The organism is Rahnella sp. EDr1-12, from assembly GCF_049206505.1.
GTDB classification, from domain to species: domain Bacteria; phylum Pseudomonadota; class Gammaproteobacteria; order Enterobacterales; family Enterobacteriaceae; genus Rahnella; species Rahnella rivi.
In genome coordinates this window covers 517,203-543,716 of sequence record NZ_JBLZNY010000002.1, presented here as the reverse complement: position 1 = coordinate 543,716, position 26,514 = coordinate 517,203, and the positions used below count along the sequence as shown (strand labels likewise).

The 26,514-nt window shown below is 56.9% G+C and carries 7 protein-coding genes; 4 read left to right on the top strand and 3 right to left on the bottom strand.

The annotated features are described in order from the left end of the window. Positions 1-368: 368 nt before the first annotated feature. Complete coding sequence (gene ubiG / locus ACO0U8_RS11810) at positions 369-1,118, bottom strand: bifunctional 2-polyprenyl-6-hydroxyphenol methylase/3-demethylubiquinol 3-O-methyltransferase UbiG (RefSeq protein ID WP_421670844.1); 750 nt, start codon at positions 1,116-1,118, stop codon at positions 369-371. A 260-nt stretch (positions 1,119-1,378) separates the two neighbouring features. Between ubiG and gyrA the strand changes: the two genes are divergently transcribed. Both gyrA and rcsC read left to right on the top strand, forming a co-directional pair. Further along, positions 1,379-4,030, top strand: a complete 2,652-nt coding sequence (gene gyrA / locus ACO0U8_RS11805; RefSeq protein ID WP_056782304.1) for a DNA topoisomerase (ATP-hydrolyzing) subunit A — start codon at positions 1,379-1,381, stop codon at positions 4,028-4,030. Between the two features lie 143 nt (positions 4,031-4,173). Next, complete coding sequence (rcsC, locus tag ACO0U8_RS11800) at positions 4,174-7,050, top strand: two-component system sensor histidine kinase RcsC (protein WP_217203192.1); 2,877 nt, start codon at positions 4,174-4,176, stop codon at positions 7,048-7,050. 78 nt (positions 7,051-7,128) lie between these two features. Here rcsC and rcsB read toward each other — a convergent pair whose 3' ends face one another. Together rcsB and rcsD are read right to left on the bottom strand one after the other, a co-directional pair. Further along, positions 7,129-7,779 (bottom strand): response regulator transcription factor RcsB, encoded by a 651-nt coding sequence (rcsB, locus tag ACO0U8_RS11795; RefSeq protein ID WP_056782307.1) that lies wholly within the window; start codon positions 7,777-7,779, stop codon positions 7,129-7,131. A gap of 4 nt (positions 7,780-7,783) precedes the next feature. Then, the gene (rcsD, locus tag ACO0U8_RS11790; RefSeq protein WP_421670843.1) at positions 7,784-10,474 is read right to left on the bottom strand and encodes a phosphotransferase RcsD; all 2,691 of its coding nucleotides are present in this window, start codon (positions 10,472-10,474) and stop codon (positions 7,784-7,786) included. Between the two features lie 623 nt (positions 10,475-11,097). Here rcsD and ACO0U8_RS11785 point away from each other — a divergent pair. Then, positions 11,098-24,963, top strand: coding sequence for an Ig-like domain-containing protein (locus ACO0U8_RS11785; protein ID WP_421670842.1), 13,866 nt, complete (start codon positions 11,098-11,100; stop codon positions 24,961-24,963). A gap of 150 nt (positions 24,964-25,113) precedes the next feature. Further along, entirely contained in the window at positions 25,114-26,490 is a 1,377-nt protein-coding gene (locus ACO0U8_RS11780; RefSeq protein ID WP_122097565.1) for a TolC family outer membrane protein, read from the top strand. The last annotated feature ends 24 nt before the right edge of the window (positions 26,491-26,514 follow it).

Below are 26,514 nucleotides of genomic sequence, written 5' to 3'. Positions count from 1 at the left end.
GATAGTGACTGAACCGTCCTTTGGCAAGTGAACAAAATCGTCAGATTTGTGGATAACTTGGGGAGAAATTTCTGGTCTGCGTCTGAGGAGTCCGTCATTGCTGGCGCGACAAACCTGTCAATATCTTCGATACGATTTTCTTATATTTTTGCGAAAAGTGATCGACTGCCGGTTTATTAAACGTTAGAAAAAAACGCTATATTGATCTGGATAACTATTCTAAAAAATCATGTTGCATCGCCGATGTCACCAACGCCCTAAAAACTAAGGTTTAAGTAAAATCCATCACGCTAAGCGCGGGCAGAATTGCACTTAATCTCGCCCGAAACACATTTTCCGGGCTTGACGTCGGCGTCATTTCCGGCAGGTCAGAGGGTGGTGCTCTCTTCCGACTGCGTATGAATCATGTAATTCACATCAACGTTCGGCCCGAGTTTGAAATGATCGGTCAGCGGGTTGTAATGCAGACCCATAATGTGACGTTCGGACAGCGACGTGCGATCGATCATGCCCAGTAATTCAGACGGCTTGATGAATTTTTTAATGTCGTGCGTGCCCTTTGGCACCATTTTCAGCACATATTCTGCGCCAAAAATTGCCATCAGCCAGGCTTTGTTATTGCGGTTGATGGTGGAGAAGAACACATGGCCGCCCGGTTTCACCAGATGCGCGCAGGCGGCAACCACAGAAGCCGGATCGGGAACGTGTTCCAGCATTTCCATGCACGTCACCACATCGTATTGCTGAGGATGTGCATCAGCGTGGGCTTCGACAGTTTCCTGCACGTAATCGACTTTCACGCCGCTTTCCAGCGCATGCAAACGCGCGACCTGTAACGGTTCGCCGCCCATGTCCAGACCGGTGACTTTCGCGCCGGCGATGGCCATGCTTTCACTCAGAATGCCACCGCCGCAGCCGACGTCGAGCACGTTCTTCCCGAACAGGCCGTCGGCACGCTCCAGAATGTAATTCAGGCGCAGCGGATTAATACGGTGCAGCGGTTTGAATTCGCCTTCCAGATCCCACCAGCGTGAGGCAACCGCCTCAAACTTGGCGATCTCTTCGTGGTCGATATTCTGTGGGGCAGCAGGGGCGGGTGTGGATGCGGTGTTTGTCATGAGCGTGATGGACTCCTTATATCTCGATAAAACCGATTATACCTATTTCGTCTGCTTTGGTTCAGTTTTGTGGTTCTGGCGAATCTTTATACGAAATGCGGTGCTTTGCGCAAAGGTTTGAAAGACGTTGGATAATACTCGCCAAAAGGGGGCGGTTGTTTTCCACGTTTCGCTGGTTTGTGGTATAGTTTTACACCTTTGCGCTATATATGCCTACGTGGGCAGCGGCCATGAATAATCAGTAGAGGGATAGCAGCTCCATGAGCGACCTTGCCAGAGAAATCACACCGATTAACATCGAAGAAGAGCTGAAAAACTCTTATTTGGATTATGCGATGTCCGTTATTGTCGGACGTGCGCTACCAGATGTGCGTGATGGTTTAAAACCGGTACACCGCCGCGTACTTTTCGCAATGAACGTCCTCGGTAACGACTGGAATAAAGCGTATAAAAAATCGGCCCGTGTGGTCGGTGACGTTATCGGTAAATATCACCCACACGGTGATACCGCAGTTTATGACACCATCGTTCGTATGGCTCAGCCTTTCTCACTTCGCTACATGCTGGTGGACGGGCAGGGCAACTTCGGTTCAGTGGATGGCGACTCCGCAGCTGCCATGCGTTATACCGAAATTCGCATGTCGAAAATTGCTCACGAATTGCTGGCTGACTTAGAAAAAGACACCGTCGATTTCGTGCCAAACTACGATGGCACCGAGCAGATCCCGGCGGTCATGCCAACCCGTATTCCTAACCTGCTGGTGAACGGCTCGTCAGGTATCGCAGTCGGTATGGCGACCAACATTCCGCCGCATAACCTCACCGAGGTGATCAACGGCTGTCTGGCGTTCATCGATGATGAAAACATCAGCATTGAAGGGCTGATGGAACACATCCCTGGGCCAGATTTCCCAACAGCGGCGATCATTAATGGCCGTCGCGGCATTGAAGAAGCTTACCGCACCGGCCGTGGCAAAATTTCCATCCGTGCCCGCGCAGAAGTGGAAGCGGACGCCAAAACCGGTCGCGAAACCATCATTGTTCACGAGATCCCGTATCAGGTGAACAAAGCCCGTCTGATCGAAAAGATCGCCGAGCTGGTGAAAGAAAAACGTGTTGAAGGCATCAGTGCGCTGCGCGATGAGTCTGATAAAGACGGTATGCGTATTGTCATTGAAATCAAACGTGACGCCGTGGGTGAAGTGGTTCTGAATAACCTTTACTCGCTGACTCAGTTGCAGACCTCTTTCGGTATCAACATGGTGGCATTACACCGTGGTCAGCCGAAAATTTTGGGTCTGAAAGAGATTCTGTCTGCGTTTGTTCGCCACCGCCGTGAAGTGGTGACGCGCCGTACTATCTTTGAACTGCGTAAAGCCCGCGACCGTGCTCATATCCTTGAAGCACTGGCTATCGCTCTGGCAAACATCGATCCGATCATTGAACTGATCCGTGCTGCACAATCTCCGGCTGAAGCGAAAGCGGGCCTGATTGCGCGTTCATGGGATCTGGGTAACGTGGCGGCGATGCTGGCCAGCGCCGGTGACGACGCAGCCCGTCCTGAGTGGCTGGAGCCTGAGTTTGGTATTCACGAGGGGAAATACTTCCTGACTGAACAACAGGCGCAAGCGATTCTGGATCTGCGTCTGCAGAAACTGACCGGTCTTGAGCACGAAAAACTGCTGGATGAATACAAAGAGCTGCTGGTGCAAATTGCCGAGCTGATGTACATCCTGTCCAACCCTGACCGTCTGATGGAAGTCATTCGTGAAGAGCTGGAAGCGATCCGCGATCAGTACAATGATCCGCGTCGCACTGAAATTACGGCAAACTCGTCTGACATCAACATCGAAGACCTGATCAACCAGGAAGACGTTGTGGTGACCTTGTCGCATCAGGGCTATGTGAAATATCAGCCACTGACCGATTACGAAGCGCAGCGTCGCGGCGGTAAAGGTAAATCAGCAGCCCGTATTAAAGAAGAAGACTTCATCGACCGTCTGCTGGTCGCCAATACCCATGACACCATTCTGATGTTCTCAAGCCGTGGTCGTCTGTACTGGATGAAAGTCTATCAGTTGCCGGAAGCCAGCCGCGGTGCCCGTGGTCGTCCTATCGTCAACCTGTTACCGCTCGAGCCGAACGAACGTATCACCGCCATTCTGCCTGTACGCGAGTACGAAGAAGGCCGTCATGTGTTCATGGCAACAGCCAGCGGTACCGTGAAGAAAACCGCACTGACCGATTTCAGCCGTCCGCGCAGCGCTGGCATCATCGCCATTAACCTCAACGAGGGTGATGAGCTGATTGGTGTTGACCTGACCGACGGTAAAAACGAAGTCATGCTGTTCTCTGCGGCCGGTAAAGTGGTGCGCTTCTCTGAAGAAGCGGTACGTTCGATGGGCCGTACGGCGACCGGTGTTCGCGGTATCCGTCTGGGCGAAGGCGACAGCGTTGTGTCGCTTATCATTCCTCGCGGCGAAGGGTGCATCCTGACCGTCACGCAGAATGGTTTCGGTAAACGTACTGAATCTGCTGAATACCCAACCAAATCCCGTGCAACACAGGGCGTTATCTCGATCAAAGTGAGCGAGCGTAACGGTCCGGTTGTCGGCGCGATCCAGGTTGATGAAGCCGATCAGATCATGATGATCACCGATGCCGGCACGCTGGTTCGTACCCGCGTTTCTGAAGTGAGTACCGTTGGCCGTAATACCCAGGGTGTTACGCTGATCCGTACCGCTGAACAAGAGCACGTGGTAGGTCTGCAACGTGTTGCAGAACCGGTTGAAGACGAAGAGCTGGATGGCGTTGCCACCGAAGCAGGTGAACTGGAAGCGGCGCAAGCAGCCGATCTGCCAGACGAAGCAGAAAGTGAAGACGAACAGCCTGCTGACGACGAAGAAGAATAAGTTTTCGTAGTCAGTTGTCAGAAAGGCATAACATGGCAACGTGTTATGCCTTTTTTATTTATTTGGGATTTTTTAGAAAGTCCTCCAATAGTGTATTCTGATTCACATTCCGCTCACCGAGCCGTTACACCGATGGTTACTCCTTGAAATATCTTGCTTCGTTCCGTACAACGCTGAGGATCTCCCGCTACCTGTTCCGGGTGCTGGCGCTTATGTTGTGGACTTTGGGTGTGCTGCTGACCACCTTTTATGTGCTGAATATCTTCCACAACAAAGAGTCGGAGATCCGTGATGAGGACAACCTCAATTACGATCTGGCGCAGAGCTATATCAAAAATTCCAATGACGTGATGCGCAGCATTAAGTTCATGGCGGAAAAGCGACTGAGCGATTCAATGAACGGCCTCGACATCATCAACGGGATGATCAGTACCAAGAATACGCCGCCGTCCTACCTTTCGCTTTTCCCTGAGTCTGACTGCTCACAGCTCAATGGCAGTTACCGCAATTCGCTGGCGTCGCTCGGCAATATGATCCACTACTGGAAAGACAACTTTTCCGATGCCTATGATCTCAACCGCGTGTTCTTTATCGGCGGTGAGAATCTGTGTCTGGTGGATTTCGGTATCAGCAGCGAGCCTTTTGAACGGGAAAGTCAGGATCAGCTGAAATCGCTGCATGAAAAAATCCTGCAATACCGTAACGGCAAGAATCCGGATAAAGAAAACAGCCTGTACTGGGTGTCGCAGTCCAGTAATAAAGAATCCGGTTATCTGTATGTTCTGACACCGATTTTTGTCGGTAATAAGCTGGAAGCGCTGATGGGCATCCAGCAGAATCTGCGTCTCGAAGATCTGGTCACGCCGAGCGCGCAACATACCGGCGTGACGCTGCTGGATGAGAACGATCAGCCGCTGCTGAGCCTGTCCGAAGGTGACCGCTATACCGCCGCGCTGGGCAATTACCCGCAGGAAAGCTCCTACTTCGGCTACATGAACGGCTACAAAGACCTGATCTACAAAAAGCCGCTGTCGCCGTCCTCGCTGAGCGTGGTGTATTCCATGCCGTTCAATATTGTGATTGAACGGTTCAAGATCATGATATTCAACGCCGTGCTGCTGAATATCTTCTCTGGCCTGTTGCTGTTCATTCTGGCGTGGGTGTTCGAGCGCAAGATGTTTTTACCCGCCGAACAGAATGCGTTCCGGCTGGAAGAGCACGAGCAGTTCAATCATAAAATTGTCGCGTCGGCGCCGGTGGGGATTTCGATTCTGCGTATCAGCGACGGCGTGAACATTCTGAGTAACGAGCTGGCGCACAATTACATCAGCATGTTGACGCAGGAAGACCGTCAGCGCATTACGCGCATCATCTGCGATCAGCAGGTGAACTTCGTCGATGTCATCACTAAAAACAACAACAATATCCAGCTGAGCTTTGTCCATTCCCGCTACCGTAACGAAGATGTGGCGATCTGCGTGCTGATTGACGTCAGTGCGCGCGTGAGAATGGAAGAGTCGTTGCAGGAAATGGCGAACGCCGCCGAGCAGGCCAGCCAGTCCAAATCCATGTTCCTGGCGACGGTCAGCCACGAATTGCGCACGCCATTGTACGGTATCATTGGTAACCTGGATTTACTGCAAACGCAGGGGCTGCCGCAGGGTGTTGACCGCCTGGTGACGGCGATGAACAACTCCTCGGCGCTGTTGCTGAAAATCATCAGCGACATTCTCGACTTTTCCAAAATTGAGTCCGAGCAGCTGAAAATCGAGCCTCAGGAGTTCTCCTGCCGGGAAGTTATCACCCATATCGCCGGTAACTATCTGCCGCTGGTGGTGAAAAAGCGCCTCGGGCTGTACTGCTTTATCGAGCATAACGTGCCGCTGTCGTTTAACGGCGATCCGGTGCGTTTGCAGCAGGTCATCTCCAACATCCTGAATAACGCCATCAAATTCACCGATACCGGCTGCATCGTTCTCAACGTCAGAACCTGCGGTAATTATCTTGAATTCCAGGTGCGCGACACCGGCGTCGGCATTCCGGAACGGGAAATTACCCGCCTGTTCGATCCCTTCTTCCAGGTGGGGACCGGCGTGCAGCGTCATTTCCAGGGCACCGGTTTGGGGCTGGCGATTTGTGAAAAACTGATCAACCTGATGGATGGCGATATTGATGTCGAATCCGAGCCGGGTCTGGGCAGCTCCTTCACGGTGAGAATTCCGCTGTACAGCGCGGTATTCCCGTCCGAAGCGCCGCTGGATCACTGGCAGGATAAAACCGTCCTGCTGGATGTGCGCAACGCCTACCTTGAAAGCTACCTGATGCAACTGCTGCGCTATCACGGCGCGAACATTCAGCGTTACGAACCTGAGCAGCAGACCGGCGCGGAAGACGTGCTGATCACCGATACGCCGTTTATTCACATGGGCACCTTGCGCGCGCAGATTGAATTCTCGATAGACCATATCGGGCCGCCAGTGGAAACCCGGCCAGGGTATTGGGTACACGGCACCTCGACACCGCTGGAAATCGCCTTGCTGCTTAACCGGATTTATCAGATTGAGGCGGCCGGGGAAGAGGGCGGATTACAGGCACCGGCGGCTGACAATGCCGTGGCGCAGGATTACAGCGACATCCGGCTGCTGGTGGTGGATGACCATCCGATCAACCGTCGTCTGCTCGCCGATCAGCTGGGCACCATGGGCTATATCGTGGTGACTGCCAACGACGGGGTCGATGCGCTGGATGCGATGCGGGCACATGAGATTGATATCGTGCTCAGCGATGTGAACATGCCGCGTCTCGATGGTTACGGCCTGACGCAAAAACTGCGCGAGCTGGGGCATACGCTGCCGGTCATCGGCGTAACGGCCAATGCGCTGGCCGAGCAACGTCAGCGTTGTCTGGAAGCGGGAATGGATAACTGCCTGTCGAAGCCGGTGACGCTGGAAACGCTGCGCGATACGCTCAGTTATTACAGTGATCGGGTGCGCAAAGCGCGGCCTGTACAGGAAAGCTGAGTCGAAAAAAACCATAAGAAAAGGCACCGGAAAGGTGCCTTTTTTTTGCTGTCAGTGTTGTCGCTGAAAGCCTGAAAACTAGTCTTTGTCGATCGGCATGGAGCTGATTGAGGACAGGTAGTTCAGCAGCGCAATATCGTTTTCCACACCCAGTTTCATCATCGCTGATTTCTTCTGGCTGCTGATGGTTTTGATGCTGCGGTTCAGTTTCTTAGCAATTTCAGTGACCAGGAAGCCTTCTGCAAACAGGCGCAGAACTTCGCTTTCTTTCGGAGACAGGCGTTTGTCGCCGTAACCGTTGGCACTGATTTTTTCCAGCAATTTTGCCACGCTGTCCGGCGTAAACTTCTTGCCTTTTTGCAGTGCGGCCAGCGCTTTAGGCAGATCCGTCGGCGCGCCTTGCTTAAGAACAATCCCTTCAATGTCCAGATCCAACACCGAGCTCAGGATTGCCGGGTTGTTGTTCATGGTCAGAACAATGATCGACAACTGAGGATAGTGACGCTTGATGTACTTAATCAGCGTGATGCCGTCGCCGAATTTATCGCCCGGCATGGAAAGGTCAGTGATCAGCACGTGCGCATCAAGTTTGCTTAAGCTGTTTACCAGTGCAGTCGAGTCTTCAAACTCGCCAACGACGTTCACCCATTCGATTTGTTCAAGTGACTTACGAATACCAAAAAGGACGATAGGATGATCATCAGCAATAATTACGTTCATAGTATTCATGTGATTAGCTACCTTGCTGCAGCAGTCTGGAGACAAAAGAATCAATAAGATTGATGGTTTCAGTAATCTGTAATGCATCGCCATCTGCGATGTACTTTTCTAACTCTTCACACAATTGCTTGCCTGGGGTCAGGTTCAGCATAGCGAACACTCCCTTAAGGCGGTGTGCAGTTTGGGAAAGTGATGTGAAATCACGACGTTGGTTTTCATTATACAGTTTCTCAAGATCTTCCGGTACTGTCTCGACAAAAAGCTGATAGTAATCGCTTGATTTTAGCTGATTTTCATAATGGTCGAGAGAGTCTTCACCGGTTTCTTCGGATGAAACACTGTCATCAGGCACAGCAAATTGCTGCTCAATTAACAGTAGGGTTGCGTCGATCAGCGCACTGCTGATGTTGTAATTGACGCGAATATAATGCTTTTCAAGCGACTGAAAACCGCACTCATCGTCGGTCAGCAGCAGCGTAAATTTGTCACTGTTCTGCGGGTTATCCGTCAGCAGCACGTCATATTCCCGCGTCAGCTGGCGTTCGTCAGCCACAATACACACGGCGCCATAGGCGTTCATGGTACGGGTGACGATCCCGCGCACTTCGTCAGACGTGATGTCCAGCAGCGCTGTCACATCCGTCAACAGTTTCTCGTGTTCCGCTTCAATTTCCTGCGCTTCCGGGCGCTGTTTGACGCGCACGGTATAACGTGTGCCGATATTCAGCTTACTGCGAATCTCCAGCTGACCGCCGAGCTTCTTACACAGCTGATTACACAGGAAGAACGTCAGGCCGGAGCCGTGATTAAAGCGATCAACTAACGTCTGACTCAGGAAAGGATAATTCAGATTGCTCAATTCTTCCTTCGAAATTCCGCTGCCGGTGTCAGTTATGTGAAACACCAGCTGATCCGGGCGATCTTCGTCCTGCTCGCTGGTCAGCGTGACCTTGCCGAGGGACGTCGTGACGATGGCGTAATCGAGCAGCAGCGACAGGATTTTTTTCACGGCCTGCATATCACCGACAAAGGTGGTTTCAGGCGCGATATGGAAATGATTCAGCAACCCGAGCCCTTTCTGACTTAAGCGGGGCAGGGCGTCGAGCAGCAGTTCATCGACCATCGCGGATAACACATAGGACTGACTGGCTGGCTGCCAGTCCTGCGTTTCCAGCCGCGTCAGCAGGGTGATGTTGTCCACCAGCGTCAGCGCATTGCGCGATTCGACCTGCAATTTGCCCTCAAGCATCTGGCGCTCGCGCGGTTCTTCAACCGCCACTAACGACTCGACCAGCCCGTTCAGTTCCTGCAACGGCTGATTCAGTTCGATGCCTAAATTGTGCAGCATCAGTTTGCGCGCCTGCAGATTCTTCTCGAACTCACGCTTCGCCTGTTGCAGCGTGCGGTTCACCATCACTTCTTTGTCCTGATCGTGCAGCAGGAACAGATAGGTTTCCGGCGAAATCTGGCTGCGGATCATGCGGATCTCATACACCTCATTATTGACGGTGGCCTGAATCGAGCCGTTGTGTTGCTCGGCCATATTGGCAATTTTATTCAGGCTGAGATGCGGCAGAAGCTGGTCGGCAATTTTATTACTGAGGATCACGCTGTGGTTGCTGAAATTGTAGACCAGCAAGCCAAGCGGCAGCCCGGATATGATTTCCTGGTTCAGCGCCTGCTGCATGTGCAACTGCGCCGCCATATTTTCACTCGGGCGGATGTACTGATGACGGATGAAGTAAATGCTGGTCATCGCCAGTGCGATCAGGAACAGATTGATGAGGATCAGCCAGAAGTTGTTTCTCGACAGATCAACCACCAGGCTAAACAGCGGCACGTGGTAAGTCAGCGACAGCGGCGAGTTGCTGAGCGGCACGTTAAACACCAGCGACCAGCCCTGCAGCGTGATGCTGCTGGTGGCGTTGTCGTCGCTCGGATCACCTTCATTGACGGCGGCCGTGCTGCCATTGAGCTGGAAGTTGTCCCGCGCCATGTTCAGCGGGATCAAATCACTCATCGGTATATCAAACGCGATGACCGTAGCCAGATGGCCGGGGTTATTGAAGGTGGTACGCAGGGAGAAGCTGTAGTCGCTGCTCTGCCGGGATTTACGCAGACCGGAATAGCTTTCGCGTTCGTCCAGCGTATTCGCCTGTTGCAGCATTTCAGCGCGTCGCGATTGCAGCGTGCTGGTGAAATAGTTTTCTTTGAGACGGGAATCCTGTTCCTCGAGCGCCACCGTCGTGATCAGCACCATGCTGTTATCCTGGCCGTTCAGATAATACAGCGAATAAGGCAGCGTTTTCGCGCCCCACTGTTCATCCAGGAAGGCGGATATTTTCAGGGTCAGATCCAGCGTGGAGCTGTCGTGAGTGCCGAAAATCAGGGCATCTGTTTTCTTGCGCGGTTTGGACACGTAGAACATGTCCTGACGCAGACGAATTTCCTGCGCAGACACGGCGTCCGGCGGCAGCGGCTGGCCGGTGAAATTGTCGTAAATCTGATAGGTCATGTAGCGATACTTATCGATACGTTTTTGCAACTGGTCGGCGGTGGTTTGCACCGTGCGCAGTTTGTCATTCAGATAAGCATTGGTGTAGTTATACCCGTAAAGACCCAGCCCCAGTGCCAGCAGCAAAATGAACAACCAAAAGAATCTCGTGATATTGGTTGAGGTCAGCGATAAATATTTACCTGACATGATGATGAGTCTTTTCCTTCATGAAAAAACACCTGAGATTAAACAGACCGCACAGTTTATCAGAAACGATAAGTTTCAGTGATTGCACGTAGTCTTAATTATTTTTGTACTCAATGCATTAAGCTCAAAAAAAACGATGTGTTCCCACAAAACTGGTAAGCCGTTTTGATGGTTTTTTTTATCTCTTTATGGTTGATTTTCTTGACAATGATCGCGCTTACCTTTTTGTAAATCCTCCATAAAATCATGTTAATTCAATAAATTAACAGAATAATCCCTCGCTAGGCCAGATTTTCACATCCGTCAAAAATTATATTTCATATCCATTTGATGAATAATTTTTATCTTTAAGATAACATTTTTTTAATACACTTAACTCAAATCATGCATATAACTTATGGAGTTTCCGGGATAAAAATGACGGAATCACCAAACAGAAACACATAAAAAGCATCACTATTATCATTATTTGTACGTTTTGCAGTCTGTGTACCACTCATCACCAGTTGGAAGTTAATCCATTACTTCAATGGTCTTCATGTTCGCCAATCGCTCTTCCCTGTGACGGGAGGGGTGGTTCGTGGCGGATATGAGCAACAACTGGATGCAGACAGGGGTACAACATGGCTCAGAACGGTAGCGTTGTTATTGATGTTCTTTCTCGTACAAATGGTGCGGTGATCTCCCAGGTTTCAAACGCCAGCCAGGACGTAACCCTCAATCAAATCAGCATAGTACGCGTGCATGCGACGCGTGACGCGGTCGTAAGCTACGAGCGCGTCGGGAACGATCTTGTCATCCACATGAAAGATGGCCGTACGGTCCGTTATCACAGCTTCTTCGATACCGATGGCAAGGGCCATCACAGCGAGCTGGTTTTCGATGATGGCGTGCATCCTATCGAACACGCGGCCTTTGTCGATACCGGCGCGACCGCAGGCGCTGTCCCGATCGTCCCTGCCTATGAAACCATTCCTGACGTCGGTGCCCTGGTCCTCGACTCTTCCAACTTTGACCCCGCTGTTTTAGGCGCCATTCTGGGCGTGGTTGCGCTCGGTGCCGGTATCGCGATTGCCGCAGGTGGTGGCGGTGGCGGCGGAGGGGGTAGCAGCAGCAATAACGGCGGCAGCGACGGTGGCGGTAATACCGGCGGTGGAAACACGGGCGGCGGCAATACCGGCGGTGGAAACACAGGCGGCGGCGATACCGGTGGTGGAAACACCGGTGGCGGCGATACCGGGGGTGGAAACAATGGCGGCGGTAACACCGGTCAGGCAGCAACCTTGTCGCTGAGCGCCTTTGCGGGCGATAACATCCTCAATGCGACGGAAGCGCGCATCGCGCAGATTTTCTCCGGTACCACAGGCAACGTGGCCGCAGGCCAGACGATTACCCTCACCATCAATGGCAAATCCTACACCAGCACCGTCGGTGCTGACGGCAAATGGGACATCAACCTGCCGTCGGTCGATCTGCAAAATCTGGCGGATGGCACCTATGTGATTTCGGTGACCGTCACCGGCACGGATGGCAATTCCGTTACGCAGGGCGTCACCGTGGTGGTCGACAGAACGCCGCCGGTGGTATCGCTTGACCCGATTGCCAATGACAACATTCTGGATGCCGTGGAGCATCAGCAACCGCTGACGGTCACCGGTACCGCTTCAGTGTCTGAAGCCGGGCGCACGCTGGTCGTCACCCTCAGCGGCGTCGATTACAACGCCATTGTGGGCGCGGACGGCAGCTGGTCGGTGACCATCCCGGCCAATGCCGTGTCTGCTCTGGCCAATGGCGACTACACGCTGACCGCTTCCCTGACGGATGCCGCGGGCAACCAGACCACCACTCCGGCTGAATTCTCGGTAAACGACAACGCCGGTATATTGACCGTTAACCCGATTTCCGGCGACGGACAGCTGAATGCGACGGAAGCACAGAGTGCGCTGGTGATCACCGGCACCACCTCCAATGTGCCTGCCGGTACGCAAATTACCGTGACGCTGGGGGGCGCGGAATATCGCACCACCACCACAGCGGATGGCGGATGGAGCCTGAGTATTTCTCCTGCCCAGTTGCAGGGGCTGACCGACGGTTCAACCACGGTGACCGTCAGCCTGGTTGATGCTCAGGGCAACCCTATCAGTCAGACCACGGATCTGACTGTGGCGATCCACGGCGTTCCGCCAACATTGGATCCTGCTTTTGGCGGTGACAACACGCTTAATGGCGCTGAATCTGCCACCAGCCAGACACTGACCGGGAATACCGGTCTGACAGGCGAGGGCCAGACCGTCACGGTGACGATTGGCGGCCAGCAAATTACCGGCACCGTCGCCTCTGACGGCACCTTCACGGTCACGGTTCCGCCATCCCTGCTCGGCACCCTGCCGCAGGGCAGCAATAATATCGTGGTCACCGTGACCGATCCGGCGGGTAACAACAATACCCTCACCACGCCGGTGAGCGTGGACACCGTCGCGCCAACCCTGACGGTCAATCCGCTGGAAGGCGACGGTTACATCAGCGTGGCGGAAGCTGCCACGCAAATGACCCTGACCGGTACGGCGTCGGTATCCGAAGCCGGTCGTCCGGTGGTCGTCACCATTAACGGCGTTGATTATACGGGCGCCATTGTTCAGCCGGATGGCAGCTGGAGCGTAAGCATTCCGGCGGGTTCGCTGAACAATCTTAATCAGGATGTCGTGGTCACCGCGACACTGACGGATGCGGCGGGGAACGCCATCACCAATACCAGCACCCTTCACGTCGCTTCTGATCCGACCCTCCCGCCGCTCATCACGGTGAATACCTTCGCGTCGGATAATATTGTCGATGGTGCTGAGCGCCAGACCGCGCAAACGTTGAGTGGTACCACCACGCGCGTTGAAGCCGGACAAATTGTCACCATCACCCTGAACGGCCACACCTATACGGCGACCGTGGGTGCCAGCGGCAACTGGAGCGTGATTGTTCCGGCGGCAGATATGATTGTGCTGGGTGACGGTTCGCAAACCATCACCGCGACTGTCTCTGATAAAGCCGGTAACGAGGCCGCGCCGGGCACTGACACCTTTAACGTGGATACCACGCAGGACGGTATCGCCATCGATCCGGTGACCGGCGATAACGTCATCAACGTCACTGAAACCAATGATGGCATTTTGATCACCGGGACCACGCTTGGCGTCGCGCCGTTTGCGCTGGTGACGGTGACTTTCGGTTCGCTGATCCGCCTTGCGCTGGTTCAGCCAGACGGCAAATGGTCACTGGCGCTGTCATCCGCTGATTTGCAATCACTGGGTGCTGACCCTGCTGGCCTGCCACTTTCTGCCAGCGTGCAGGCGCTGGATGGCTCCACGCTGAATAACAGCATCTCTGTTGGCCTGGATAATCAGGCTCCTGTGCCCACCCTTAACACGCCATTTGGCGACGGTTATCTGAATATTACCGAAGCGGCAACGGCTGAAACCCTCAGCGGCACCACCGGCAAAACCGGTGACGGGCAGACCGTCACCGTCACCCTTGGCGGGCATACCTATAACGCCACGGTGGATGGCGCCGGCGTTTGGTCGGTCAGCCTGCCGTCTGCTGATTTGCAGGCATTACCGGCAGGCAATAATGCGATTGTGGTGAATGTGACTGACAGCGCGGGCAACACCGCGACGCTCAGCGGTTCCGCCACTGTCGATTTCACCGCGCCAACCCTGACCCTCAATCCGGTTTCCGGCGACGGTTACGTCAACAGCGCCGAAGCGGCGGCTGATATTAACGTAACCGGCACCGCATCGATTTCTGAAGCCGGTAACACCGTGACCGTGACGATTAACGGCCAGCCTTACACCGGCATCGTGGCGGTAAACGGGCAGTGGACGGTGACCATTCCGGCAGGCGCTCTGGCAGGCGTGACGGACGGACAATATCCGGTGACCGTACAGCTTTCTGACGCAGCCGGTAACAGCACCACCATTACGTCCAATGTTCAGCTGGCAGCCGATCCGGCCTTAGCGCCGACCATCACCCTGAACGCCTTTGCTGGCGACAATATTCTTGATGGTGCAGAGCAGCAAACGGCTCAGACCCTCAGCGGGACGACGACGCATGTTGAAGCCGGGCAGGTCGTCAATATCACCCTGAATAACGTGGTGTACAACGCGACCGTGCAGGCGGATGGCAGCTGGAGCGTCAGCATTCCGTCTTCAGCGCTGGGCGCACTGACCAACGGCACATTACAAATTGATGTCGCGGTGCTGGATAAGGCCGGAAATCCGGCCACCGGCAGTGAATCGTTCACCGTGGATAACACGCTTAGCGGTCTGTCTGTGAATCCGGTCACCGGCGATAACCAGCTGAATGCTCAGGAAGCGGCAGCGGGCGTCACCATCAGCGGGACCTCCGTCAACGTGCCGGTCAACGGCATCGTGACGATTATCCTCAACGGCAAAACGTACACCGCGACGGTCGGCGTGGGCGGCGGCTGGAGCGCGCAGGTTTCTGCGGCAGATCTCGCTACCCTGAGCGACGGTCAACACACCATTACTGTCAGTGCCACCGATGCCGTCGGGCAACCGGTCACCGGCAGCAATGTGCTGAATGTCATCATTCACAATCTGCCAAACGCCACACTCGACACGCCATTTGGCGACAGCATTCTCAATGGCGCCGAAGCGGGCGTCAGCCAGACACTGACCGGGAATACCGGCGTTTCCGGCAGCGGCCAGACCGTTGTGGTGACCTTTGGCGGGCAGGATTACGCCGCCGTTGTCGCCGCCGACGGTTCGTTCTCGGTGTCTGTGCCGTCATCGGCACTCACTGCCGTCGGACAAGGCCCGACCGCCGTGCAGGTTGCGGTAACGGATGCGGCAGGCAACACCAGCAACATTTCTGTGGCGGTATCGGTTGATACCATTGCACCCGTTGTCACCATCACCACCCCGGTTGCAGGCGACGGCACCATCAATGCGGCCGAAGCCGGGGCGATTATTCCGGTCAGCGGTACGGCGGGCGCGGGTGAGACGGGCGATACCGTCACCATCGAGCTTGGCGGGCATACCTACAGCGGTACCGTGGGCGCAGGCGGCGCATGGACCGTTAACATTCCGGCTGATGCACTGGCGAATGTGGCGAACGGAACGTACACCCTGACCGCCACCGTCACTGATGCCGCAGGCAACGCAGGCACCGCGACCGCACCGGTCACCGTAAAAGCGGATCCGGCCTTACTGCCGACGCTGACTGTCTCGGTGTTTGCAGGCGACAACACGCTTGATGGCGCGGAGCAGCAGACAGCGCAAATCCTCAGCGGTACCACCACGAATGTGGAAGCGGGACAAACCGTTCTCATCACTATCGGCACACTTCAGTACAGCGCAATCGTGCAGGCCAGCGGCGCATGGAGCGTTTCTGTTCCGGCGGTTGATTTACAGACACTCGGCGACGGTCCGGCGACGATCAACGCCACCGTAACGGATGTGGCCGGGAACCCGGCGCAGGGCAGCGATGCGTTTACCGTCAACTCAACGCTCGGCGGTATTTCCATTGATACCATCGCCGGTGACAACAATATCAACGTGACGGAAGCCGCGGCGGGTGTGAGCATCAGCGGTTCGACGTCCAATGTGCCGCAGGGCACGATCGTCACGGTCAGTCTGGGTGGGAAAACCTACACCACCACGACCGACGCGCAGGGAAACTGGAGCGTGCCGATCCCGGCGAATGACCTTACCAGTCTGGCCGATGGCACCAGCCATGTGATTGCGACCACGGTGTCTACCGATCTGGGTACCGTGACCACGCAGCAGGATATTGGTATTTACACCCAACCGCCGGTACCTACCCTGAACCCGCCGTTCGGCGATGGTCAGTTAGGCACTGATGAAGCGGCTGCCGCACAGACTCTGACCGGTTCTACCGGGCTGACCGGCGACGGCCAGACGGTGACCGTGATCATTGACGGCATCCCCCTGACCGGTACCGTTGCGACAGACGGCACCTGGACTGTCACCGTTCCGGCAGGCACTTTAACGGGCGTAACGGAAGGCCCGACGCCGGTGGTGGTTAACGTCACCGACGCCGCAGGTAACCAGGGCACCATTACCGGTTCTGTGAATGTCGATTTCACACCGCCTCCGCTGACGCTTAATCCGATCGCGACAGACAACGTGATCAACGCCGCCGAAGCGGGCGCGCCGATCACCCTGAGCGGAAACACGGATGCAGCGGAAGCCGGGCAGACCGTGACCCTGACCTTTAACGGACAAACTTATACTGCAGAAGTACAGCCGGACGGGAGCTGGAGCACCACCATTCCGGCCAATACGCTCGACGGTGCGGCTGACGGCAGCTATCCGCTGACGGTTCAACTGACCGATGCCGCGGGCAACACCACCACGCTGCCGCCGGTCAATATTGAGCTCGCGACGCAGAACGTCCCGGTGCCGACCATCGAAACGCCGTTTGGCAATACTTTCCTCAATCAGCTGGAAGCGGGCGCCGAACAGACCCTCACCGGTACCACCGGCGTGACGGGCGCAGGTCAGACCGTCGTCGTGAATATCGGCGGTGTGGATCATGCGGCGACTGTCGATGCGACCGGGATCTGGACGGTTAACATCAGTGCGGCTGATTTGCAGGCGATAACGGAAGGCCCGCAAAACATCGTGGTGACAGCCACCGACAGCGCAGGTAATGAGGGCACAGTTAACAGTGCAATCACCGTGGACTACACGCCGCCGGTGCTGAACTTCGATCCGGTGGCGATCGACAACATCATTAATGCTGCCGAAACCTTGCAGCCGGTGGTGATCAGCGGCACATCTGACATCCCGGATGCCGGACAAACCGTTTCCGTGGTGCTCAATTTCAACAATGTGACTTACACCGCCGTCGTCCAGCCGGACGGCACCTGGAGCTTCACGCTGCCAAGTTCGGTGGTGCAGGCGCTGGCCGACACCACGTACACGCTGTCAGCGTCTATCACCGATGCGGCCGGTAACATCACCACAGGCAATCACAGCTTCAGCGTCGATGCGGCGGCGGCTGATTTGCCAACGCTGACCATCACGTCCGTGTCGGGCGATGATTACATTAATGCGGCAGAAAAAGGCGCGGATATTCCGATCACCGGGACCTCCACGAATCTTGAAGAAGGGCAGACGGTGGTCGTGACCTTTAACGGTAATGACTACAACGCCCTCGTGGGTGCGGATGGCACCTGGACGGCTACCGTTCCGTTCGCGGATCTGGCTACCTTGTCTGACGGACCGGTGACCGTGACGGCGACAAGTACCGATGTGAGCGGCAACCCGGCGTCTGCCACTCACAACGCCACGGTGATCGCTCAGCCGGGCGACCTGCCAACACTGACCATCAACGCGATTTCCGGCGATGACTACATCAATATCGTTGAGCACAATCAGGGGATGACCGTCAGCGGTACCTCCAGCCACGTGCCTGTGGGCGGCACGGTCACCGTGGTTATCACCGGCGAAGCCTATACGGCGACGTTTACTGCCACCGTGCAGGCCAATGGCACCTGGAGCTTCCCGATGACGGCGGCTGAGGTTCAGGCGATGCCGGCGGGTAATAACACCTTTACTGCCACCGCGAATGACGTGGCGCAAAACGTCGCCACGGCAACGCATGATGTGGCGGTTGATACCGTCGCACCGCTCCTGACCGTGACGGTGGATACCGGCGGTGATGACATCATCAATCTGGCAGAAGCGGCGCTGGGTATTCCGGTCAGCGGAACCACGGATCCAAACCTGACCGTGACCGTCACGCTTAACGGCAAAGACTACACCACCACCGCAGACGGCACGGGTGTCTGGAATCTGACCATTCCGGGCGTGGATGTGCAGGCCATCACCACCGATGGCACGAAAACCATCGATGTCAGCGTGACCGATGCGGCCGGGAACAACCTCACCACGTCGGCTGATTTCACGCTCTCCTCGCACGCGTTACCAACGCTGACGATTGGCGTGATTGCCGGTGACGGGATCCTGAATATCAGTGAAGCGGCCAACGGTTTCAACCTGAGCGGAAGCAGCTCAGGTCTGGCGCCGGGAACGGCTGTGCTGGTGACGGTGCCGGGGCTGCTTGATCCGATTTCCGGTACGGTGAACCCTGACGGACTCGGCTGGACGGCGATCGTGGCGCCGGGGCTGCTCAACGGGCTGACCACCGGTATCGTACAGGTGACCGTGACGGCACAGGATGTTGCCGGTAACCCGGCGTCTTCCAGCGCCAGTCTGGATATCGAACTGTCTCCGCTGCCGTTACCGACCATCAATACGCCGTTTGTGGATGGCGTTCTTAACGCCGCCGAAGCGGCAGGTAATCAGCTGATCACCGGTTCAACCGGCATTACCGGTGCGGGTCAGACCGTTCTGGTGACTGTCGATGGCACGCCGGTGCTGGCCACCGTCGCCAATGACGGCACCTGGACGGCGACCGTGCCTTCCGGCGTGCTTCAGGGGCTGACGGATGACACGCACACCATCAGCGTGACCGCCACCGACAGCGCGGGGAATACCAGTGCGCCGGGAACCCTTGATTTCACGTCGGTGACGCAGGTTCTGCCAGTGGCTGGCATTAACGTGCCATTCGGTGACGGTGTACTGAATCTGGATGAAGCGACCGCGGGCGGCAGCATTACCGGTACGACCGGTATCACCTCGCCGGGTCAAACCGTCACTGTGGTCATTAACGGTAACGCAGTGCCGGTGGTGGTGGATTCTGCTGCCGGAACCTGGACGGTTACCCTGACGCCAGCACAGTTGCTGGGCTTGCAGGATGGCACATGGCCGGTCGTGGTGACCGTGACCGACAGTGCGGGTAACGCCTCTGTGCTGCCGGCTTCGGTGGATGTGCGGATCAATAACATTCCGCAACCGACGATTGATCTGCCATTCGGTGACGGCACGCTGAACATTGCAGAATCTGCGGATGTTAACGGCCAGACGCTCACCGGATCCACCGGCGTAACGGGCGCAGGCCAAACCGTCAGTGTGGCGATCGCGGGCATGACCGACAGTCCGTTTACGGCAGCCGTCGATCCGGATACCGGAAACTGGACCCTGAACCTCACGCCTGTTCAGCTGGCATCGCTGGGGCAGACGACCGCGCTGCATGATATTACCGTGACGGCGACCGATTCTGTCGGTAACCATAACGATACGACCATCAGCTTCACGTCACATCTGTCCGGACCGGTACCGACTATCGACACGCCATTTGGCGACGGTAGCCTGAATATTCCCGAAGCGGCCGGTGTGAACGTCATCACCGGTAACACCGGGATTACCGGCGACAACCAGAACGTTAAATTAACCATCGATGTCGGCGGCACCACCTATACCGCCACCGTCGATCCGACCACAGGTGACTGGACGGTCAGTCTGCCTGCGGGCGTCCTGAATTCTCTGGGCAGTGGCGCGCATGATATTAACGTGACGGTGACCGATGCCGCAGGCAACAGTACGCCAGCGACGCTGCCGTTTACCAGCTACCTCACCGCACCGGATGTCACCATCAACACGCCGTTTGGCGATGGTTATCTGAGTGCCGCGGAAGCTGCGACAGCACAGACCATTACCGGAACGACCGGGCTGACAGGCGCGGGACAAACGGTGGTGGTCACCATAGGCGGTCTGACAATTCCGGGCGTGACGGTGGATGCGAACGGCAACTGGACGGCGCCTCTGTCAACCAGTGAAATCGCCGATCTGCCGCAGGGCGCACAGCAAATCTCGGTCACGGTGACGGACGGTGGCGGTAATACCGGTTCGGCTTCAACTGATATCGGTATCGCCGTGACCCAGTTGCCAGCCGTGGCAGTCACGTCATTCGCCGGTGCCGGTTTCGATCTGACCTACGCTGAAAGTCAGAATCCGCAAACCATCACCGGTTCGACAGTGAATGTGCAGGCCGGACAGCAGGTGACGGTTTCAGTTGGCGGCATCAGCCATCAGGCAACGGTGCTGGGCGACGGCACCTGGAGTGCCACCTTTACCCCTGCGGAACTGGCAACGCTGGACAGCGCGGACACGATCACCGCTTCTGTTAATGACCTGGCAGGTAACACGGCAAATCTGCCGCTGCCTCAGGCCATTACGGTCAACCTGACGCCGCCAACATTCGCCATCACCATTGATCCGGTGACCGGCGATAACATCATTAACGTGGCGGATGGCAATCCGGCGAACATTACCGTTTCGGGTAAATCAATCAACGTGCCTGACGGTACGCTGGTCAATATCACCGTCGGGGGTGTTCCGCATCTGGCGACAGTCACTGGAGGAACATGGTCGGTATCTGTGGCTGCCGCTGAATTTGTCAATGGCACCACCACTACCGTTACCGCTTCAACACTGATCCCGGCGACCAGTGCCACACAAGGCGTGCTGGTGGATACCACGGTGCCAACCCTGACCATCAATGCCTTCACCGGCGACGATGTTCTCAACAATACCGAGTCGAAATCTGCGCAGGTGATTACGGGTACGGCGGATACCGGCGACGTGGGGCGTGTGGTTGTCGTCACGCTGAATGGCAAAACCTACATCGGCACCGTGCAGACGGGCGGCACCTGGTCGGTTAGCGTGCCTGCCGCCGATTTGCAGGCATTGCCGCAAGGTAACGGCGCGACCAACGTCATCGCCGCGACCCTGACGGATGCGGCAGGTAACGTGGGCACGGCGGTTCCGCACACCGTGAACGTCGATACCACCGCGCCGTTGCTGGCGCTGGATGTGGTGGCCGGGAATAACGTCATTAATCTGGCGGAATCGCTGCTCAACGTACTGGTGGGCGGTACGTCCAGCGGGGCAGACGGTCAGACGGTGAACGTCACACTGGGCGGCGCCTCCATCGGTACGGCCGTTATTCAGCCGGGCGGGGCGTGGTCGCTCAACCTGACGCCAGCGCAGTTGCTGCTGCTTAACGACGGCACCCTGACACTGGCGGCGACGGTAACGGATCAGGCGGGTAACACCACCAGCGTCAGTACCGGTCTGGATATCTTCTTCAACAAACTGCTCGCGCTCAACGTCACCAGCGGTCTGGGGCTGACGGATGGCTTCCTCAATCTGGCGGAATCGCAGGTGGCGCAAACCATCAGCGGGACGGCGATTGGTGCGGGCGTGGGGTCGGTGGTGTCGACGGTTATCAACGGCACGCCGTTGTCGGCCATTGTCGGGGCGAACGGTGCGTGGTCACTGAATATTCCGGCGGCATTGCTCGGCGCGCTGGGTGACGGTCAGCAGGTGCTGAACCTGAACCTCACCGATGCCGCAGGCAACGTGACCGCGTCCGTGCTGAATCTGGACGTGATTAAAACGCTGCCGGTGCTGGGTACGCTGGATCCTCTGTTTGGTGGCAACGGTCTGCTGAATGCCACGGAAGCACTGCTGGCGCAAACCATCGGCGGCGTCGCGACAGCGGTTGACGGTACTCAGGTGACCGTGACGCTTGGCGGCAAAACCTACAACACTACCGTGACGGCGGGGACCTGGAATATTCAGATCCAGCCGGGCGATCTGGCGGCATTGCTGGATGGCAACCTGAGTCTGGGCATTACCCTGAAAGACCCGGCAGGCAACACGTCGACCACCACTATTCCGGTGGGGATTGCCATCCACAATCTGCCGGAGGTGGTGCTCAATACCGTGTTTGGCGACGGCGTGCTGAATATCGCCGATCTGCTGGTCAATCAGACCATCAGCGGTACCGTCTCGAATGTGGCGGCGGGTACGGCCATCGCGGTGCAGGTCGGTACACAAACCATTGATGGCGTAGTGGATGCAACGGGGCATTTCCTGGTCACCGTTCCGCCGTCCGTGCTCGGCTTGCTCAGTGGCACGACCGCGGCAGTCAGCGTCACCGTGGCGGATGCCGCGGGTAACGTCGGTTCGGCAGTGGCCAATGCGGTGCTGGATCTGGTGAAACCGGTCATTAACCTCACCTCGGTACTGGGCGATGGCTTGCTGAACGCAGCGGATGCGCTGACCACGCAGGTGATTGGCGGGACAGTCAGCGGCGTGACTGCGGGCACGCAGGTTCAGGTCACGCTGGGCGGGAAAACCTTCCTCGGCGCGACCGACGGTACCGGCGCATTCAGCATCACCCTGCAACCGGGTGACCTGACAGCGCTGGGCGACGGCACCTTCCCTGTGGTGGTTTCTGTCACTGACAGCGGCGGTAATACCAGCACCAGCAGCAGTACGCTCACTTCCATCATCAATGCTGTCCCGAAAATTGTGCTGGATCCTGTTTTCGGTGCAGATGGCATCCTGAACGCGGCGGAAGCCCTGCTGACGCAAACCATCAGCGGTACGGTCACTAACGGGCATGTTGGCGAAACGGTCAACATCAACGTCGGCGGCGGCCTGATTAACCTGACGGCCACCGTGGGCAGTGACGGCAAGTTCTCTGCTGCACTGACACCGCTTCAGCTGGCCGGATTGCTGGACGGCAATCTGACCATCGTCACCACCGTGACCGATGAAGTGGGCAACACGGCGTCGAATACCCTGGGGCTGAATGTCGGTATCCACAATCTGCCCTCGATTATTCTTAATCCGGTCTTTGGCGATGGCGTGCTGAACGTGGTTGATCTGCTGACCGGCCAGACCATCAGCGGTATCGCGACCAACGTTGCGCAGGGTACGCAGGTGCAGATTTCCCTGAACGGCAAAAACTACCTTGCCAATGTGGGCGTCGGCGGCGTGTTCAGCGTGACGGTGCCGGTGACCGATCTGGGCGCCATTCTCAATGGTTCACAGTCGGTCATCGCCAGCCTGGTGGATGGCTCCGGTAATACGGCGTCGGTCACCAATCTGCTGAACGTGGTATCGCAGTCGCTGCCAACCATTACGCTTAACCCGCTGTTTGGCGATGGCCTGCTGAACGCGGCGGATGCGCTGCTGACGCAAACCATCAGCGGTACCACCACCAACGCGCAGGGCTCAACCGTGACCCTGAACGTCGGCGGCAATACCCTGACGGCGCTGGTGAAAGCGGATGGCACCTTCAGCGTCGCGGTTCCGCAGCTGACGCTGGCGAGCCTGCTCGACGGCACGCTGAATGTCGGTGCGTCCATCACTAACGCCGCCGGTCATTCCACCAGCGGAAGCGCATCGGCAACGGTCGGTATTCACACTCTGCCAACGCTGTCGCTCGGTTCACTGTTTGGCGGTGACGGCTATCTGAACGCGGCTGAAGCGGGCGCTAACACCAACATTACCGGAACCTCCAACCTGCTCAACGGCACGGTGTCGGTCAGTATTGGTGGCGTGACGCACACCGGCACCATCACTAACGGCGCGTGGAGTGTGCCGTTTACCTCGGCAGAGCTGAAAGGGCTGGCGGATGGCTCGACGCAGGTTTCTGTGTCGGTGGCAGATACCGTGGGCAACACCGCCATCATCTCTAACCCGCTGAGCGTGCTGACACACGCCCTGCCGCTGGTGGCGCTCAATCCACTGCTCGGGCTGACGCTCGGTGTGGTGGGCGGCATTCTCGGTGGTCAGGGTCTGACCCTGAGCGGCACCAGCCGCAACATCGCGCAAGGGGGGCTGGTCAGCGTCACGCTGCTGGGCAATACGCTGGCGGGGACCGTGCAGGCGGACGGTTCGTGGACCGTTAAGTTCAGCAGTGCCTTACTGAGCAGTTACGGGCTGACCGGGTTGCTCGCCGCGTTGCTCGGGGCGGTGATTGATCTGAAAGCGGTCGATGCGGCCGGTAACGGATTCGATGCCCACGTCGGGCTGACGGTCGGTTCTACATTACCGGCTGAACCTGTAACGCTGATGGCAACGTCGCAGGCAGTGGACGATACCCATACGCTGGCGGCGGTTCACACCACCGATACCAGCACCACCACGGATACCTCAGAGACGCACGCCACCAGCACGCTGACCGCTCCGCTGGCAGCGACGGACACCAGTGCCTCAACGACGACCACGCACGATACCGCCACGGCCGACACCACCGCGCACGCGGACACAGTGTTCTCCATTGGCGGCGTGACCATCGACCTGACGGCAACTGACGGCGTGGCCATCGGCGGCGCGGGTGACGACACCATCTCGGTTCACACGCTGGACTTCGGTCTGATCGACGGCGGAACCGGTATCGATACCTTGCTGCTGGCAGGCACCAATCAGCATCTGGATCTGACGCTGCTCGGGCTGAAAGTCGAGCATATCGACATCTTCGATCTGGGTAATTCCGGCACCAACAGCATCTCGCTGAATCTGCATGAAGCGCTGAATGTGAAAGACAATCCGTCCGATGAAGTGGTGATTAAAGGCGGTGAGGGCAGTCTGGTGAATCTGCAAATGGGCACGGACGGCGCATGGAGTGAAACCGGGCAACGCACGGTGGATGGCCTGACGTTCGACGTTTACCACAACGCATCAATGGATGCCTCGAACACCCTGGGGGACGTTCTTGTGCAACACGGTCTGCACGTACAACAGAGTTAATGTCTGTCCGCCGCCCCCCGCAAAGGGGGCGGCGGGGGTGGGGGTTTACTGGCGACTGCGGTGCCATGAATTCCCCCCCCAACCCTCTCCTTCACCGGACAGGGAGCTGTACCCAAAATTATAAATCGGCGTAATTAAGTGGTGTCGGTAATGAAGAAAAAAACAGTGACACGGCGTATCGCCGTCATGTTGGGCACCTTGTGTCTGACGGGTTTAACAGGGAATTACGGGGTCATCGCGGCAGACAAACAGCCGGAATTTAACTGGAAAGCGGCGCCAACCGAGGAGATGCGCGCCAGCATGACATTACGGGATGCTATCTTGCGGGCGTTTGCGCGAAACCCGCAGATTTCAGAAGCATCGGCGCAAATCCGCGTGGGGAAAGGCAATCTGGATGAGGCGAAAAGCGCCTGGTATCCGCAGATTTCATTACAGGGCACGGCGGGAAAGTCGCATCAGACTGACTCGGCGGGCAGCCTGAGCAACAACGCGTCAGCCGGCGTGCAACTCAGCCAGCTGCTCTACGATTTTGGCCGCACCGGCGGCAGCATCAGTCAGCAGGAACATCTGTCTGACGCCTACCGCTATTCCCTTTACAGCACGATGACCGACGTGGCGCTGAGCACCATGCAGGCCTATCTCTCGGTGAAACGTTATCAGGCGCTCAGCGTCGCGGCCCGTGACAACATCGCCTCTCTTGAGCGCGTGCGGGACACCGCCAGACTGCGCGCCGATGCCGGGCTGAGCTCGCAGTCTGACGTTTTGCAGGCCGAAACCCGCATTGCGGGCATGCGGGCCACCGTCGAACAATACCGCGCCCAGCAACGTTCCGCGCAGGCACAGCTGACGGTGCTTACCGGCGTGGTCGCCGACAACTTACCGGATCTCCCTCAAAGCCTGCTCGATCAGAAAGTCACACTCGACAAAATCCCCTACGAAAACAGCACGCTGGTGCGCGCGGCGCAGGCCAAACAGCAGGCGGCGATCGAAGAAGTCAATCAGACCGAGGCGCAGCACTGGCCGACGCTGAAAGTTCAGGCAGGGCGCACGCGCTACGAAAACACCGGCGGCGGCGGATCTTACTGGGACGATCAGGTGCAGCTGGCGGTGGATGCGCCGGTGTATCAGGGCGGCGCGGTCAGCGCCAAAGTGCAGGCGGCGGAAGGCCAGCGGCAGGCGGCGCAGGCCGAAGTGGAAAAAGCCAAGCTGGACATCAACCAGAAAGCCTCAACGGCCTATGCCGACATGATCGGCGGGCAGCAGCGCAACGTGGCAGGCGAGGAACAGTTTGCCAGCGCGACGCACACCCGCAGCGTGTATCAGGACGAATACAAACTCAGCAAACGCAGCCTGAACGATTTACTCAGCGTCGAACAGGACGTGTTTCAGGCGGATACGTCGCGCATTGGCGCGCTCTACGACGGCTGGGACGCCACCGTGCGCTACGCCGCCGCCGTGGACAATCTGGTCGATATGCTGGGCATCGATCGTCAGAAACAAACAGGTGACACCATTCCGACCCTCTGACATCCGGGGCCGTCGGGAGTTAGC

What these genes read in the sequence shown, in the direction of transcription:
- ubiG (WP_421670844.1), bottom strand. Translation starts at nt 1,118, where the DNA reads ATGACAAACACCGCATCCACACCCGCCCCTGCTGCCCCACAGAATATC.
- gyrA (WP_056782304.1), top strand. Translation starts at nt 1,379, where the DNA reads ATGAGCGACCTTGCCAGAGAAATCACACCGATTAACATCGAAGAAGAG.
- rcsB (WP_056782307.1), bottom strand. Translation starts at nt 7,779, where the DNA reads ATGAATACTATGAACGTAATTATTGCTGATGATCATCCTATCGTCCTT.
- rcsD (WP_421670843.1), bottom strand. Translation starts at nt 10,474, where the DNA reads ATGTCAGGTAAATATTTATCGCTGACCTCAACCAATATCACGAGATTC.
- ACO0U8_RS11785 (WP_421670842.1), top strand. Translation starts at nt 11,098, where the DNA reads ATGGCTCAGAACGGTAGCGTTGTTATTGATGTTCTTTCTCGTACAAAT.
- ACO0U8_RS11780 (WP_122097565.1), top strand. Translation starts at nt 25,114, where the DNA reads ATGAAGAAAAAAACAGTGACACGGCGTATCGCCGTCATGTTGGGCACC.